Source organism: Nostoc sp. KVJ20, assembly GCF_001712795.1.
Taxonomy (GTDB): domain Bacteria; phylum Cyanobacteriota; class Cyanobacteriia; order Cyanobacteriales; family Nostocaceae; genus Nostoc.
The window spans coordinates 1-15,256 of the sequence record NZ_KV757583.1; the positions used below are offsets into that span (position 1 = coordinate 1).

Genomic DNA, 15,256 nt, shown 5'->3' on the forward strand with positions numbered 1-15,256 from the left:
TTATTATTCTCCCCCTGCTCCCTCTGCTCCTCTGCTCCCCTGCTCCCTCTGCTCCCCTGCCTCCCCTGCTCACTCCTCAACTCCCCGGTGGTGGACAAGCTGGGAGTCGAAAACCAAATAGTGCGCCTCGTGGTGAGCGATTCTCTGCCCAAATTGTACCCCCATGAGCAGTAATAATTTGTCTGGTCAAATAAAGCCCTAGCCCAGATCCGGAAACGTGGCGATCGCTATTTCCTTGATAAAATCTCTCAAATAAGTGGGGTAACTCTTTTTCGGTAATGCCGGAACCAGTATCGAGTATTTTTACCACTTGATCGCTAGAATAACCTTCAAATACTACTTCCACTTTACCGCCACGAGGGGTATGGTTAATGCCATTACTCAGGAGATTAGTAAAAACTCGCCCAAGTTGCAAAGAATCGCCATTTACCCAAAGAAAGCTCCGAAAATCTGATTCGCCATAGTGCAGAGAAATATAAACCTGGCGTGTTTTCGCTAGTTCAGTCAGGGTAGCGATGATTTCCTCCGCCACAGTCACCAAGTTAACTGGTGATATCTGTAGTTTCAGCCCTTCAGTATCATTGCGGTATACGTCTAAAAGTGTTTGGACTAATTGCAGTGTACTGCGATGACTACGAGCCATTGTTTGTAGGACTTTTGCTTGTATTGGTGTGATTTCACCAAATTGCTCATTTTGAAAATATTTCAGCGTTTCAATTGCTCCTAATAGGGGTGTTTTCAAATCATGCGTTAGGGTGGAAACAAAATCTTCACGCATGGTAGCTAGTTGTTCTTGGGAGCGTAATTGTGCTTGGGTATAAGCGATCGCTTCTTCATTGCGGTGGTTGCGATCGCTTAACCAACCTGTTACCATCAACGCCAATACTGCAATCAGCCGATTTGCTAACGCTGGGAGATGAATCATTTCTCCTCCGGGGACAAGCAAATTCAACAATGTTAATCCTGTAGCGGCAAGAGTGATCCCCAATACTGCTTTCCGATTCAATCGAGAATCTGCTAACAAAATCGTCCCTGTGTAGAGGTAGCCAAATACGTACTCAGGTGGTGTCAAATATTCCAAGACTATAACGATCGCAAAGGCGATCGCTATTAGCCCATATATCTCCCTACGTTCATTTATAGGTTCTTTCATAGTCAATAATCGACTTAACATCGTCATTTATGATTTACTAAAAAATCGTGACTATACAATCTGCATAACTATTTAATTCACCAATTATGATCTATCTGTAATCTATATCTGCAAACGCCAACTTTGAGAATTAACCCGAAAATTACGATTATCCAGATGCAGGAAAGGTGAATGGGAACTGGGGACTGGGTATTTGCCTACAAGGAGTGGGGTACATACCACAATCTTCCTAATCCCTAATCCCATTAAGAAAATCCTCTAGGATATTTATATAGGACTCATATTTGATTTTTGAACAAAACTCAGTACACCTTTATTCTTTCTTCCCAGTCCCCAGTCCCCAATCCCCAGTCCCTTACCTCTACGAGTGATTCAGAAATCAAATCGGATTGCTATATTCTTTGAAAGTAGCAAACTTTGAAAATGTATTGTATAAACAAATAATCCTAACTAGTTGAGATAGATGAATTAAGAGTAAAAATTAAATATTCTTAACAAAAACTTTAACAAGTATCTGGAAAATAGTAATAACTGAAAATAGTAAATACTTCAATCTGTTATTTCTAAGAATTGGCTTGCTAGCACTTAAATTTAATTTAGCGCAAGATATATGGGACAAGGTTTTTTGCAAATTAGCTTAACGCTGTGTATTGTGATAGCAATCACTCCACTATTCGGAAAATACATAGCACGTGTCTTCTTGGGAGAAAGAACACTGCTTGATTTTTTAATGAACCCCATAGAGCGAAGTATGTTCGTACTTGCGGGTGTCCGGAGGAAGGATGATATGACAGGTTCGCAGTATATCCGGGCTGTACTTGTTACTAACCTTGTCATGGGGATTTCAGTATATTTTTTGATCTATTTTCAGAGAGTCTTACCCTGGAATCCAAACGGCTTCGGTGCGCCCACCTGGGATGTATTGCTACACACAACGATTTCATTTGTTACCAATACCGACCAGCAACATTATGCTGGTGAAACAACCTTGAGCTATTTTAGCCAGGTAGCGGCTTTAGGCTTTTTGATGTTCACCTCCGCAGCTACCGGTTTATCTGTGGGAATTGCCTTTATTCGCGGGTTGACTGGTAGAAAGTTGGGTAACTTTTACGTCGATATCGTGCGTGGAATTACGCGAATATTGCTACCGATTTCGATTATTGGCGCGATCGCCTTGCTTGTAGCAGGTGTACCACAAACATTAGCCAAGACTATGGATGTGACAACCTTAGAAGGCGGGACGCAATATCTTGCCAGAGGCCCGGTGGCATCCTTTGAAATGATCAAACTTTTGGGCGAGAACGGCGGAGGTTTTTTTGGCGTAAACTCAGCTCACCCCTTTGAAAATCCTAATGGCGCTTCTAACTTGATAGAAATGATCGCCATGATTTCTATACCCGCCGCCTTGATTTACACCTACGGTATATTTGCTAACAACATCAAACAAGCTTGGCTACTTTTTTGGATGGTGTTTGTGATTTTTGTCGTTTTGGTGGGAGTGACAGCCGTGGGAGAACTGCAAGGTAATCCCCTGGTTAATAACGCCTTTGGATTAGAACAGCCCAATTTAGAGGGTAAAGAAGTTCGATTTGGCTGGTTACAAACGTCATTTTGGGCAGTGATGACTACCGCTACTATGTCTGGTGCGGTGAATGGGATGCATGATTCTTTGATGCCACCAGGATTATTTTCGACCCTCTTCAACTTGTTTATCCAGGTTATCTGGGGCGGTCAGGGAACTGGAACAGCTTACCTATTTATTTACTTAATTCTCACAGTGTTCCTAACTGGACTAATGGCAGGACGCACCCCAGAGTTTTTAGGACGCAAAATTGAGAAGCGGGAAATCGTCCTTGCTAGCGTAGTGCTGTTAATTCATCCAATTCTAGTTTTGATTCCCAGTGCGATCGCCTTGGCTTATCCCATCTCCCTATCTGGAATTAGCAACCCTGGCTATCACGGCATTTCCCAAGTAGTTTATGAATACGCCTCAGCAGCAGCAAATAATGGCTCCGGCTTAGAGGGGTTGCGAGATAACACCCTATGGTGGAACTTGAGTACTTTAGTTAGCTTAATAGGAGGACGCTACATTCCGATAATTGCCATTCTACTCTTAGCTGATGGCATGTCTCGCAAACAACCAGTCCCCGAAACCCCTGCTACCCTAAGAACAGATTCTCTGGTATTTACCGGTATCACGGCTGGAGTGACACTGGTTTTAGGAGTGTTAACTTTCTTTCCCGTTCTAGCTTTAGGCCCCATAGCAGAGGGTTTAAAACTAGCATCTGGCAGTTAGAAAATTTATGAGTTATTAGTTATTAGTTTGCAATTAAGAGAATACCAAAAAATAAATTATCCGGTTTCGTAGGAGAGCCAGCGCGTTGCGGTGTTAGCGATAACGTCATGCACCTTCATCAGATGGTGCATTAGGCATTCTACAGGTTGGATCTTTTTTCATTGGAAGTTCCTAATAACTCCTAACTCTAAGCATGTCAAGGTAATGTGTAGCTTGAATTTCATATTCATTCAAACAAAATTTTCACTTGTTCTTTTAGAATTTTGAAAATTCCGACTTCAGAAGCTCAACTTCCAAGTTCTGAGCTAGTAATGAATACAAGACTCACCCTGGCAGCGCTACTCCTAACCTCCCACACCTCCCACACCCTCCACACTATGAGTGAGAAATCCGGGCTAACCCCTAACTCCTAACTCCTAACTTCTAACTCCTAACTTTATTTATTAATCCAGTGGCAACTAACTCCAAAGCTAGACGCCCAAATTCTCGTTCTGGCGATCGCCGCCAAGGACGTAAAAAGGCCAGGGCAAGTAATAAGTGGCTGTACTTAAGGGCAATTAGAGATGCTTTTGTCAAGCTCAACCCTAAGTATGCAATTAAAAATCCAGTGATGTTTGTGGTTTGGGTGGGGACAATCATCACCCTATTGCTGACAATCGATCCCAACCTATTTGGCCCAGCCCTGCAAAAGAACCCGCAACTTTTCAACGGTTTGTTATCGGGGATTTTATTCTTTACAGTTTGGTTTGCCAATTTTGCCGAAGCATTGGCAGAAGGACGGGGTAAAGCCCAAGCCGATGCCTTGCGGTTAACGAAATCAGAAACGATCGCTAAAAAACTTGCTCCCGACGGCACAATTAGTGAAGTTTCATCCACCAGTCTCAAACAGGGCGATACCATCTACGTCGTTGCTGGCGATATCATCCCCGCCGATGGCGAAGTAGTTATGGGTGTCGCCTCAGTGGATGAATCGGCAATTACTGGGGAATCTGCACCAGTATTAAAAGAATCAGGCTCCGACGTTTCTAGTTCCATCACTGGCGGGACGCGGATTATCTCAGATGAACTAATTATCCGCATTACATCTGACCCAGGCAAAGGCTTTATTGACCGGATGATTGCCTTGGTGGAAGGGGCAGAACGGAGTAAAACACCCAATGAAATTGCCCTGACAGTATTGCTGGCAGTTCTGAGCTTAGTATTTTTATTAGTCGTGGTAACTCTGCCCGCACTTGCATACTATGTCAATAGTCCAGTCAGCGTGCCAATTTTGATTGCCCTATTAGTGGCATTGATTCCTACAACCATTGGCGGCTTGCTAAGTACCATCGGCATTGCTGGTATGGATCGAGTTGCTCAATTTAACGTCATTGCTACTTCCGGACGAGCAGTTGAAGCATGTGGTGATGTCAACACTTTAATTCTCGATAAGACAGGTACAATTACCATCGGCAACCGTTTAGCGGAAGAATTTATTCCTATCAACGGTCATTCAATGTCGGAAATTGCTAATGTTGCCTGGGCGGCTAGTGTCTTTGACAATACACCAGAAGGTAAATCCATTGTCCGACTGGCAGAAAAGTTAGTAGCACGGTTTGATTTCGACTCCAGTCAGGCAGAAGCAGTCGATTTTTCTGCCAAAACACGCATGAGTGGTACTAATTTACCTGGTGGGTATGAGGCGAGGAAGGGAGCAGTAGAAGCCATTAAAGGATTTGTCCGTTCCCGCAACGGACGCGATACGCCAGAATTAGATGCTGCCTATGAACGAGTTTCTCGCCTGGGAGGTACACCTTTAGCAGTTAGCCTCGATAACGAAATCTATGGAATTATTTATCTCAAAGATATAGTTAAACCTGGTATCCGCGATCGCTTTGAGCAACTGCGACGGATGGGAGTGAGTACGATCATGCTAACTGGCGATAACCGAATTACAGCTTCTGTCATTGCCAGAGAAGCTGGGGTTGATGACTTCATTGCCGAAGCCACACCAGAAGACAAAATCAGCGTCATTAAAAAGGAACAAGCAGCAGGCAAACTGGTTGCCATGACAGGAGATGGGACTAATGATGCTCCAGCTTTAGCCCAAGCTAACGTCGGTGTTGCCATGAATACAGGAACGCAAGCTGCCAAAGAAGCCGCCAACATGGTCGATTTAGACTCCGATCCCACAAAGCTGATCGATATCATTAATATTGGCAAACAATTGTTGATTACTCGTGGAGCATTAACGACATTTTCTATCGCTAATGATATTGCTAAATACTTTGCAATTATTCCAGTGATATTTGTCGCTGCTAACCTGCAAAGCTTGAATATTATGAATTTGACTAGCCCTAAATCTGCTGTACTATCAGCGCTAATTTATAATGCTTTGATTATTCCTGCGTTGATTCCCTTGGCATTAAAGGGTGTGCGGTTTAGACCGCTGACAGCTAATCAGCTACTCCAACGCAATATCTTAATTTACGGCTTAGGTGGTGTGATTGCACCGTTTATCGCTATTAAGCTGATCGATATACTGATTACAGTTATAGGCTTGGCTTAAGGACAGCAAAAGTCAAGACGCTGTGAAACTAGCACATCTTGAACAAAGTAAAATAATAAACATTTTTACTTTTACCTGTTGAGAGGGAGAACAAGAAGAATATGAATAAACATCGTTTTCACTCAGCACTGCTTCGGCTATGTCCTTTGTTTGGTCGCAATGGCATAAACAACACCTATCACTCGCTATTTTTATCCTGCTGTGCTTGAATGTGGTAACTGCCCCAGTTGTTTATGCTGTTGCTAACAGCACCCTGAAACGTTCTACTGCGTGGGCAAAAGAATTAAAAAATTAAAAATTAAAAATTAAATTCTAGGAGCAATTGGAAAAGTTTTTATGGCTATTATTCGAGAAACCATCAGAGCAATTTTTATAACTCTAATGCTTTGGTTGTTGACTGCAATTATCTATCCTCTGATAATCCTTGTAGTGGGTCAAGTCTTTTTGCCTTATCAAGCTAATGGCAGCATCATGCTGAATCTAAATAATGAACCCATTGGTTCGGCTTTGATTGGTCAGCTGTTCACATCTGAGCGATATTTCCATCCTCGTCCCAGTACTATTAGATATAGCCAAGGCAAAAGAGCTAGGCCAACTGGCATATCTGGAGCTAGCAATCTCGCTGCTAGCAATCCAGAGCTACTAAAGCGGATTCTAGAACAGTCCAATCAATTGCGAGACGAAAATCTTCAACCAATCGCCGATATAATTTATACCTCTGCTTCCGGTTTAGATCCACATATTTCCTTCAGAGCAGCACGGCAACAATTGACACGGGTTGCTGGTGCGCGGGGAGTAAAAGAAGATGAGATTCTACCTTTAATTAATAAGTATACTGATGGCAGATTTTTATGGATTTTTGGTGAGCCAGGGGTCAATGTTCTCCGATTGAATTATGCTCTTGACTTGCAAGATATTAATCGTCAGCAAAATTAATAAAAGTGAATGGGGCATTGGGCATAGGTAAAGTGCCGTTTTCTGATGAAATAGGATTGCCATACAAATACCAAGAATGAAATGTCAGACAATAGTAATGCTAGTTCTGCTGGCACTGCACCTTTAAATTCTGGAAGTTACTCGCTTTATCCGGCACGACGACGGGGAAAGCATAAAATATTTATTGGCATGGCTCCTGGGGTAGGTAAAACTTACCGAATGCTGGAAGAGGGACATGCACTCAAACAGGAAGGAATTGATGTCGTTGTTGGGCTTTTAGAAACTCACGGACGGAAAGAGACGGCTGAAAAAGCAGAGGGACTGGAGATTTTACCCCGTAAGCAATATCCTCGCGGTGAGTTGACGCTAACGGATATGGATACAGATGCTATTTTAAAGCGATCGCCTCAATTAGTCTTAATTGATGAACTTGCTCATACCAATGTCCCTGGTTCCCCACGTGAAAAACGCTACGAAGATGTAGAAGTAGTTTTAGCAGCAGGTATTGATGTCTACTCCACAATGAATGTCCAACATTTGGAAAGTCTTAATGACTTAGTAGCCAGAATTACAAGCGTGATAGTCCGTGAGCGTGTTCCTGATAGGATTCTGGATGATGCAGACGAAATAGTAGTAGTGGATGTCACACCGGAAACACTGCAAGAACGGTTGTTAGAAGGAAAGATTTATGAATCGCAAAAAATTCAACAATCCCTCGATAACTTTTTCCAACGCCGTAACCTGATTGCTTTGCGGGAGTTGGCTTTGCGGGAAGTAGCAGACAACGTGGAAGAAAATGCGATCGCCACTATCCCCAACGGGCAATTTTGTAATATTCACGAGCGGGTTTTGGTGTGTGTATCCACCTATCCCAATTCAGTGCAACTGTTGCGCCGGGGTGCGAGACTGGCTAACTATATGAACGCGCCACTTTATACCTTATTCGTTGCCGATCCAGAACGTTTCCTTAGCAAAGAGGAAAGCTTACACATCCACACATGTGAGAAACTCTGTAAAGAATTTGAAGGTACTTTCATTCGTGTTACCAACGGTAACATAGCTAATGCGATCGCAGAAGTCGCCGAGAAATATCGGATTACCCAAATTGTAATTGGAGAGAGTCAGCGATCGCGCTGGCAAATGCTCATAAAAGGATCTTTGACGCAAAAATTAGTGCGCTTGCTCAAAAATATCGATTTACATATTATTGCCAGCGAAAAAATGGTTTCACCCAAATAAGGAATCAAATTTCCCCAAAAACCTCAGAAGTAAAGCTCCCATGCAGACCATAGGGGATATGATGTTTCAAATTTAGTCGCGCGATCGCTCCTTTAGAGAAATCACTAGCATCCAAAATTACCAAATCTGAGCGGTGATGGGTAGCATCATAAACCAAAGCTAATACCCAACCATCATCTTCCTTTTCGGAACCTGGGCGCGGGACAAAAATCGGTTCACCCACAAAACCACGGGGTGCAGCACTCCATATTTGTCTTTCTCCAGACTCTAAATCAATTTTCAGCAATGCTTGTAAGGGAGCATTACCAGTCTCAGCATGAGCCGCACCTATATATAGATATCGATAAAGATGTCCTACATTCGCCGGATGTATGCTAGGAAATTCACAACAGCGGCCATCAATCAATTCCCGTCGGACTGTTCCATTCTTGAGATTCAGATAAAATCGCCAAAGTTGTCCAGGTGAAAGCGCCTCAAAATCAACGTCCCGAAAATCGCTTTTAGGTTCCACTTCTGGCAAATCTTGATAGCAAATGGAGTCAATCAAAACTTCCTCTCCCACTTCAAAAGCATTAACGTGGTGGAAGACGAAACCCGATTGAGTTTCCAGAATTTTCATCTCTTCTTGCCCTTCTTTAGGGAAGCGGGGAATAATTAGAATTTGAGTAGGCTGATTTTGCTGAAATTTAATACATTCTCCTGCCGCACGTATTCCCAAGGCGAAAGGTATGGGATTGAAGGTGACAGGATTTTGAAAGAATATACAGTAATTGGGAGTAATTACGAAATCGTGAATAAAACAGAAACCTGGAACCTTATGAGCGTGCCGTCTGATAATTTCACCGGTTGGGTTTAGCTCAAAAATAGTAATTGTGGTAGATAATCCTGGCTTAATTGAGAAATTTACCAGGCAAGATGCACCTCCATCTTGATCGCAATTTTTTTCCAAACGGGGATGTGCAGCGAAAGCTTCACCTGCTGACAAAACACCATTAAAATATTCATTCCCCAAGGTTTCAAGAGTGTAGGGATCGAGGCGATGTGCTTCAGATCCTTCCCAGAGTGCTAGCAGTTTACCACCCCAATGGATAACATTTGTATTAGCAATATTTTTGAGTTTAAAGTCAAATATATTAGCTAGCCAACCACCAGGTTTTTGAGTACCAAAAGTACCGCGATAGAGAATTTTTCCCGCCTTTTGCTCTGCCAAATAGCCAGTTGTACGGACAAAGCGGTTGCGAAAATGGGCACGACCATTAGTAAAGGTAATTTTGCTAATCATCCCGTCCCCATCAAATGGGTGATGAAGAGATTGCCCATTCACATCCAGTAAACCAGGGCCATTTCTAAACAGCGTACCTTGTAATTCTGTAGGAATTTGCCCTTCTATATCATCAATCCAATAATCAAATTCTTGGGTGAGAGATTGATATCCTCCTTGCCAGTCTGCACGGGTGTAGGATTTTTCTGTAACTAAGCTCTCTTGACTTTTAAAACTCTGCATATACTTGGTTTATTATTGTTATCTTGAACAAAAAGATGTAGCTGCTAAAATTAAGTTATTTGCAACTTTACGCCGCCAGTTACTACAACAGCAAAGCAGTAGACTGGCTTGAATTTGCATGAGATTTCTTACACTATTCCACTATTTTCGACTCTGATTCTCTCAGTACCAACTCAGACATCAAATCTGGCAAAAACGGTTGTTCTCCATCTTTGGGTGTCTCAGTTTGTTCCTCAGCAGCAGGTAGCCAGTTGATAAATGGTAAGGGCAACAGCGTGCTGAGGTTAGTAATTACCACCAATAACCAAAGTGACTCAAAGTTTGTTGCAGTGATCCCCAGCCAATAGGTGATTAATGCCCCGAATGCATGGGAAACCGTTGCTGCTGAATTAAACACCGACATTAACAAGGCAAATAATGTCGCTTCCACACCAGGGGGACAAAGCCTTGCTGCTAGAACCATCACTTGCATAAAGGCAATTTTCCCCATCACAGTGAGAATCAGGCTATCACCCAAACTAAACCAGTGGTCATCTATACCCAATAGCCTGTTTGTATGAGTCACTAACAACAGCATCGTCATCCCCAAAATTGAGGAAAGCACAGTACTCCAAGCAAAAATCACCCGAAAAGGGATGCTCTTGAGGAAACGTTGAAAAATCCAAACACCTGCCAAAGAAGCGAAACTTCCCACCAAGTTTACCCGCCCCAAAAATTCTGGTTCAAAGTGGAGTTCGTTGGTAGCGAAGTAGAAAAAGGCTGAGTCAGCATTTGGGGTAGCTTGCCAGATGAAGACAAAGGCCGTTGGTAGCCAAATTCTTTTTTGGGTAATGGCTTGACGTAGCTGCTTCAGTTGATCTTTGATTGCTAAAGGGTTGGTGTGATTACTATCTTTAGCATCTTTGCTGACAGGGGACTCAGCAATTAACCAAGCTACCCCTGAGACAATGAGAGGGAAGAGGGCGGTAATTCCAAAGACAGTACGGGTAGTACAGTATTGGAGCAGCAGACCACTGAAGTATGCTGTGATTAAACCTCCGATCGCAGAAGCACCCCAACACAGAGATTGTAGTGAACCAGCTTTCGCTTGGGATTCGCCTCTGGCTCGTTCTACAACCAGCGAGTCAACTATCACATCACTCATGGCGACAGACAGAGAACCAAGAGCGATCGCTAAGGTAGCTGCCCAGCTAGTATGAACTATTGTGGCCAAACTCACCCAGGAAGCAGTTCCCAGTATCCCGGATAAAATCAAGTAAGGACGCCGACGATAGCCAAATATAGGCAAACCATCAGAGATAAAACCAAACACCGGCTTGATCATCCAAGGTAGGAAGACAATTCCCAATAGCGCCGACACCTCGACTGGACTCAGCAGCAGTTCATCTTTGAGGAAAAAGCTCACGGCTAGACGTGATAACCCTAAAATTCCTTGGACAAAGTAAACGGTGAGAATTGCAATCAACTCAGCATTGGGTTCATTACCCAAAAAGATTTTTTGTGTTAGTGAGTCTTTGATCTTGGACAAGCCAGATGATTGAAGCACCATTCGATAAATATTTTTTAAGTTTTATCTACTTTTCTATCATATCGATTCTTAAGACCTGGGTTTTAGGATCATTTCTATCCCAAGTTAAGCCTGTGGACAATGCCCACACCTCTAAGCAGGAAGCAATTCGGGCATTATCTAAGTGTTGTAGAGCCGCTGATCATAAAATGAATGGGAAAAAAATTAGGGCGAGCTTAAGTAAGCTCGCCCTAATTTTTATTGAATGTTGACTTTTCAATGGAACTTTTTAAATCCAGGTTACGGCACACTACGCAAACGTAGAGCCTGGGGATAGTTAACTATGCCATCTGATGTTTTTTTGACATAGCTAGTAACATGAATTAAACTACCTCTTGCTAATCAACAAAAGAATCTTTATCAATGCATCCGACTGAAGAAGCTGCTGTCCCTACTCGCGTTATCGGTTTAATTAGTGGCACGTCCGTAGATGGCATAGACGCTGCTTTGGTAGAGATTTCCGGTACAGAATTGGATCTCAAAGTTGAGTTGCTAGCGGGCGCAACATATCCTTATCCAGCCGAACTCAGAGAAAAAATATTGGCGGTTGGTGCAGGCGTTGCCATTTCAATGGCAGAATTGGCAGAAATAGATGATGCGATCGCCATTGTCTTTGCCCAAGCCGCTCAAAATATTCAAATTGATCATCAGCCAGCAACTCTCATTGGTTCCCACGGTCAGACAGTTTATCATCGACCACCTGCGGATAGGGAAATAGAAAAGAAAACCACTCCTTATTCCCCACTCGGTTATAGTCTGCAAATAGGGCGCGGTGAATTAATTGCCCATCTTACGGGCATTACAACTGTGAGCAATTTCCGTGTTGCTGATATCGCTATTGGTGGTCATGGTGCGCCTCTCGTACCCAGAGTAGATGCCTATTTACTCAGTCATCCCCAGGAAGGGCGTTGTATTCAAAACATCGGTGGTATTGGCAATGTTGCTTATATTCCACCTCGACATGGCGACTGGCTCTCAAAAATTCGCGCTTGGGATACTGGCCCAGGAAATAGTCTGTTGGATCTGGCGGTAGAGCATTTAAGCGCTGGTGCTAAAACTTACGATGAAGATGGCAATTGGGCAGCGAGTGGTACTCCTTGCCATCCTTTGGTAGAACAATGGCTCAACCAAGACTACTTTCATCTACCGCCGCCCAAATCGACTGGACGAGAGTTATTTGGTGTGACTTACCTGCATCAGTGTTTAAAAGATGCCCAAGCATACCAACTTAATCCTGCTGACATACTGGCAACCCTTACCGAACTTACAGCTGCTTCAATTGTTCACAGTTACCGCACTTTTTTGCCGGAAATGCCACAACGGGTACTATTATGTGGCGGTGGTAGTCGAAATCTCTATTTGAAACAAAGATTACAGTTATTATTGACATCAATACCAGTCTGGACTACAGATGAAGTCGGATTGAGTGCAGATTTTAAAGAAGCGATCGCCTTTGCAGTTTTAGCCTACTGGCGACATTTGGGTATCCCTGGCAACTTACCTACTGCCACTGGAGCACCTCAAGAAGTACTTTTGGGAGAAATACATCAAAGTCAGTCCTGAGTCCTAAAACAGGAACAATAAAACAGGAGTCAGAATTCAGAATTCAGAATTCAGAATTGGTGAATACTCTACCCATAAAGGGATAGAGTTTTAAGGCGAGAATATTTTAATTTTTTCGCGCCACTTGCGGGCAAGATTTTAAACCAATATTAATTACCCAGTCGGACTCCAATTCAATTCTGAATTCTGACTCCTGAGTTCTGAATTCTTCTTATAACAAGACAAAAAAATTTCTTTATCGAGGATGTTGGAGGCAGATAGCGCAGCGTTAGCGAGTCCGCGAGCGTCGGGCAGTCAAGAGTAGAGGAAAACTGCCCGACGCTCCTTTCCTGAGCTACCGCTGCGCTATCTGTAACAGCCCGCATAGGGTCTTGGGTTTAAGACAAGAACTCCAAATTTTTAATTTGGTGGCTCTTTTTCAGGAGGGGTTTGAATCCCATAAGTGAAAAAAAACCTTCTGCCTCCTGCCTCCTGCCTCCTGCCTCCTGCCTCCTTCAATCTTCACGGGCTAAACGCCCCGCTATCGCTAACACAACTTAGTACTGCTATAACTGTAGTCTTGGCGGTACTCGATCAAGGCAGGGAATATAAAAGGTGGCTCATACTTTTTTATTGGAACCAGGACGCTGGACAATGCAAGGAAATTGGCTAGAACGTAATGGTATGCCAATCAGTGTCAAGGGTATGACCTTGGTAGCTTGGAATCGAGATAACTGGTTTACTATGGCTACAAAACTGATATTCCCAGGTAGCGATCGCTCAGAAATCTCTCTACAATACAAGGGGCGGCTACATGATGGAGAGCGTCAGTATACTTTTTTACTACAACATAATATTTTGGGGCAGGTTGAAGGCGAAGGCTGGATTGGTCTAGATACTATCGTACAGCGTTACTGGGTACTAGGCGATCGTCAGCGTCGTAGCGGCTTTGAAACCCTACACCGGATTTCGGAAGATACATATTACCTCAGTAGTGGCATCTTGGCTGGTCATTTTTTAACTAACACAATGGAAGCTAGTCTAGAGCGTCAGCCAACCTAACCCGAATTTCTCACTCATAGAGTCGGATAGTGTGGAGTGTGGGGGAGGTGTGGGAGGTGTCGTTGCACAAAGCGCTCAATGTTTGCCCATTCTCAATTCCTCCCCACACTCCCCACGAGCTTAAGGAATCATCATTTATTCTCACTTAACTACTGAGTTGTATACTAAAAAATAAATTATCAAATTATCGTCAGACTTTTAGTATTTTTACCGAATCTTGTAGTCTAGAGTCCAGTTTTATGAATCCTAAAGTCTCTGTCATTATCCCTGCTTACAATACTGAAGCTTATATTGCGAAGTCAATAGAATCAGCTTTAGAGCAAACACTTACTGATATTGAAGTTATTATAGTCGATGATGCTTCAAGTGATAAAACTGTCGAAGTCGCTAAAAGTTTTAAAGACCAACGTCTCAAAGTAATAGTTAATCAACAAAATCTTGGGGCTGCTGCTGCACGAAATCGTGCCCTTAGAGCAGCCCAAGGAGAATGGATTGCTGTGCTTGATTCAGATGATTGGTATGCTCCAGAAAGATTAGAAAAGCTTGTGTCGCGGGCAAATGAAATAAATGCAGACATGATTGCTGATGATGTTTATTTAATCAAGGATGGTGAAACATCCCCTTGGAGCACATTAATTGAAGAAAGTGGAGAAAGTATAGATAAAACTCTCCAAATTGATATTGTTTATTTTGTAGAAACTGATGTCTATGGGCAACCAGGGTTGCATCTTGGTTTAAGCAAGCCTCTATTCAAACGAGAATTTTTGGTTAAGCACGGCATCGAATATGATGAAGACATCAGAATGGGTCAAGACTTTTGGCTGGATATGAAATGCTTAATCAAAGGATCTCGCTTTTTTCTTGAACCAAAACCTTATTATTTCTACCGTTCGCGCTCTGGCTCTCTTGTATATCAAAGCCAATTACCACGTCTAAATCAATACTGCAAAGCTACTAATTCTTTCATGCAACAAGAGATTGTGAAAAAGAATCCAGCTTTAATGCACGCTCTGTCTTATAATCTTGCAGTCTATAAGAAAAATGTAGCTTACCTTCAAGTTGTAGAGCCAATAAAACAAGGGAAATTGATCACAGCATTGACAGAAATTAGGAACAATCCAGGCTTTCTTTATGATTTTATTTCCCGATTGAACAAAATTATCGAGCGTCGATTTCAATACTATGTAATGGGTAATAAATCAAGTTTTGACATTTATCCTAATATACAAAAAAAACGAAAAACTACCAATTAGTAGCTATGACAGTTTTATTAATAAAAAGGCATCATTACATAGTTTTATAATGAGCCTAAAGGTCAAAAATATGGTCAGGCCATAAGAGGATTTTTTAAGAGTATTGGGCGACTATGATTAGCTACTACATAAGCAAAGTCTGCCTCCGTGGAAAGC

Annotated in this window: 10 protein-coding genes; 7 read left to right on the forward strand and 3 right to left on the reverse strand. The window is 42.6% G+C overall.

Going from position 1 to position 15,256, the window contains the following annotated elements:
• Window positions 1–76: 76 nt before the first annotated feature.
• Entirely contained in the window at window positions 77–1,174 is a 1,098-nt protein-coding gene (locus A4S05_RS08320; RefSeq protein WP_069069402.1) for a sensor histidine kinase, read from the reverse strand.
• 589 nt (window positions 1,175–1,763) lie between these two features.
• Between A4S05_RS08320 and kdpA the strand changes: the two genes are divergently transcribed.
• From kdpA to A4S05_RS08340, 4 genes are all read left to right on the forward strand, one after another.
• The gene (gene kdpA, locus A4S05_RS08325; RefSeq protein WP_069069364.1) at window positions 1,764–3,449 is read left to right on the forward strand and encodes a potassium-transporting ATPase subunit KdpA; all 1,686 of its coding nucleotides are present in this window, start codon (window positions 1,764–1,766) and stop codon (window positions 3,447–3,449) included.
• A 442-nt stretch (window positions 3,450–3,891) separates the two neighbouring features.
• The gene (gene kdpB / locus A4S05_RS08330; RefSeq protein ID WP_069069365.1) at window positions 3,892–5,997 is read left to right on the forward strand and encodes a potassium-transporting ATPase subunit KdpB; all 2,106 of its coding nucleotides are present in this window, start codon (window positions 3,892–3,894) and stop codon (window positions 5,995–5,997) included.
• Between the two features lie 336 nt (window positions 5,998–6,333).
• Entirely contained in the window at window positions 6,334–6,933 is a 600-nt protein-coding gene (gene kdpC / locus A4S05_RS08335; protein ID WP_069069366.1) for a K(+)-transporting ATPase subunit C, read from the forward strand.
• Between the two features lie 81 nt (window positions 6,934–7,014).
• Window positions 7,015–8,172 carry a universal stress protein gene (locus A4S05_RS08340; protein WP_069069367.1) on the forward strand — a complete coding sequence of 386 codons (1,158 nt, stop codon included), beginning with the start codon at window positions 7,015–7,017 and terminating at the stop codon, window positions 8,170–8,172.
• A gap of 4 nt (window positions 8,173–8,176) precedes the next feature.
• Here the strand turns inward: A4S05_RS08340 and A4S05_RS08345 are convergent, their stop codons facing one another.
• Both A4S05_RS08345 and A4S05_RS08350 read right to left on the reverse strand, forming a co-directional pair.
• Window positions 8,177–9,676, reverse strand: a complete 1,500-nt coding sequence (locus A4S05_RS08345; protein ID WP_069069368.1) for a carotenoid oxygenase family protein — start codon at window positions 9,674–9,676, stop codon at window positions 8,177–8,179.
• 133 nt (window positions 9,677–9,809) lie between these two features.
• Window positions 9,810–11,225 (reverse strand): folate/biopterin family MFS transporter, encoded by a 1,416-nt coding sequence (locus A4S05_RS08350; protein ID WP_069069369.1) that lies wholly within the window; start codon window positions 11,223–11,225, stop codon window positions 9,810–9,812.
• A gap of 381 nt (window positions 11,226–11,606) precedes the next feature.
• Here A4S05_RS08350 and A4S05_RS08355 point away from each other — a divergent pair, with 381 nt between their 5' ends.
• The 3 genes from A4S05_RS08355 to A4S05_RS08365 all read left to right on the forward strand — a co-directional run bounded on the left by A4S05_RS08355 (window position 11,607) and on the right by A4S05_RS08365 (window position 15,100).
• Window positions 11,607–12,806 (forward strand): anhydro-N-acetylmuramic acid kinase, encoded by a 1,200-nt coding sequence (locus A4S05_RS08355; RefSeq protein WP_069069370.1) that lies wholly within the window; start codon window positions 11,607–11,609, stop codon window positions 12,804–12,806.
• A gap of 594 nt (window positions 12,807–13,400) precedes the next feature.
• A complete protein-coding gene (locus A4S05_RS08360) occupies window positions 13,401–13,847 on the forward strand; it encodes a hypothetical protein (protein ID WP_069069371.1) in 447 nt (148 codons plus the stop codon).
• Window positions 13,848–14,086: 239 nt separating this feature from the next.
• Complete coding sequence (locus tag A4S05_RS08365) at window positions 14,087–15,100, forward strand: glycosyltransferase family 2 protein (RefSeq protein ID WP_069069372.1); 1,014 nt, start codon at window positions 14,087–14,089, stop codon at window positions 15,098–15,100.
• Window positions 15,101–15,256 lie beyond the last annotated feature (156 nt).

What these genes read in the sequence shown, in the direction of transcription:
- A4S05_RS08365 (WP_069069372.1), top strand. Translation starts at nt 14,087, where the DNA reads ATGAATCCTAAAGTCTCTGTCATTATCCCTGCTTACAATACTGAAGCT.
- kdpC (WP_069069366.1), top strand. Translation starts at nt 6,334, where the DNA reads ATGGCTATTATTCGAGAAACCATCAGAGCAATTTTTATAACTCTAATG.
- A4S05_RS08340 (WP_069069367.1), top strand. Translation starts at nt 7,015, where the DNA reads ATGTCAGACAATAGTAATGCTAGTTCTGCTGGCACTGCACCTTTAAAT.
- kdpA (WP_069069364.1), top strand. Translation starts at nt 1,764, where the DNA reads ATGGGACAAGGTTTTTTGCAAATTAGCTTAACGCTGTGTATTGTGATA.
- A4S05_RS08345 (WP_069069368.1), bottom strand. Translation starts at nt 9,676, where the DNA reads ATGCAGAGTTTTAAAAGTCAAGAGAGCTTAGTTACAGAAAAATCCTAC.
- A4S05_RS08355 (WP_069069370.1), top strand. Translation starts at nt 11,607, where the DNA reads ATGCATCCGACTGAAGAAGCTGCTGTCCCTACTCGCGTTATCGGTTTA.
- A4S05_RS08350 (WP_069069369.1), bottom strand. Translation starts at nt 11,225, where the DNA reads ATGGTGCTTCAATCATCTGGCTTGTCCAAGATCAAAGACTCACTAACA.
- A4S05_RS08320 (WP_069069402.1), bottom strand. Translation starts at nt 1,174, where the DNA reads ATGTTAAGTCGATTATTGACTATGAAAGAACCTATAAATGAACGTAGG.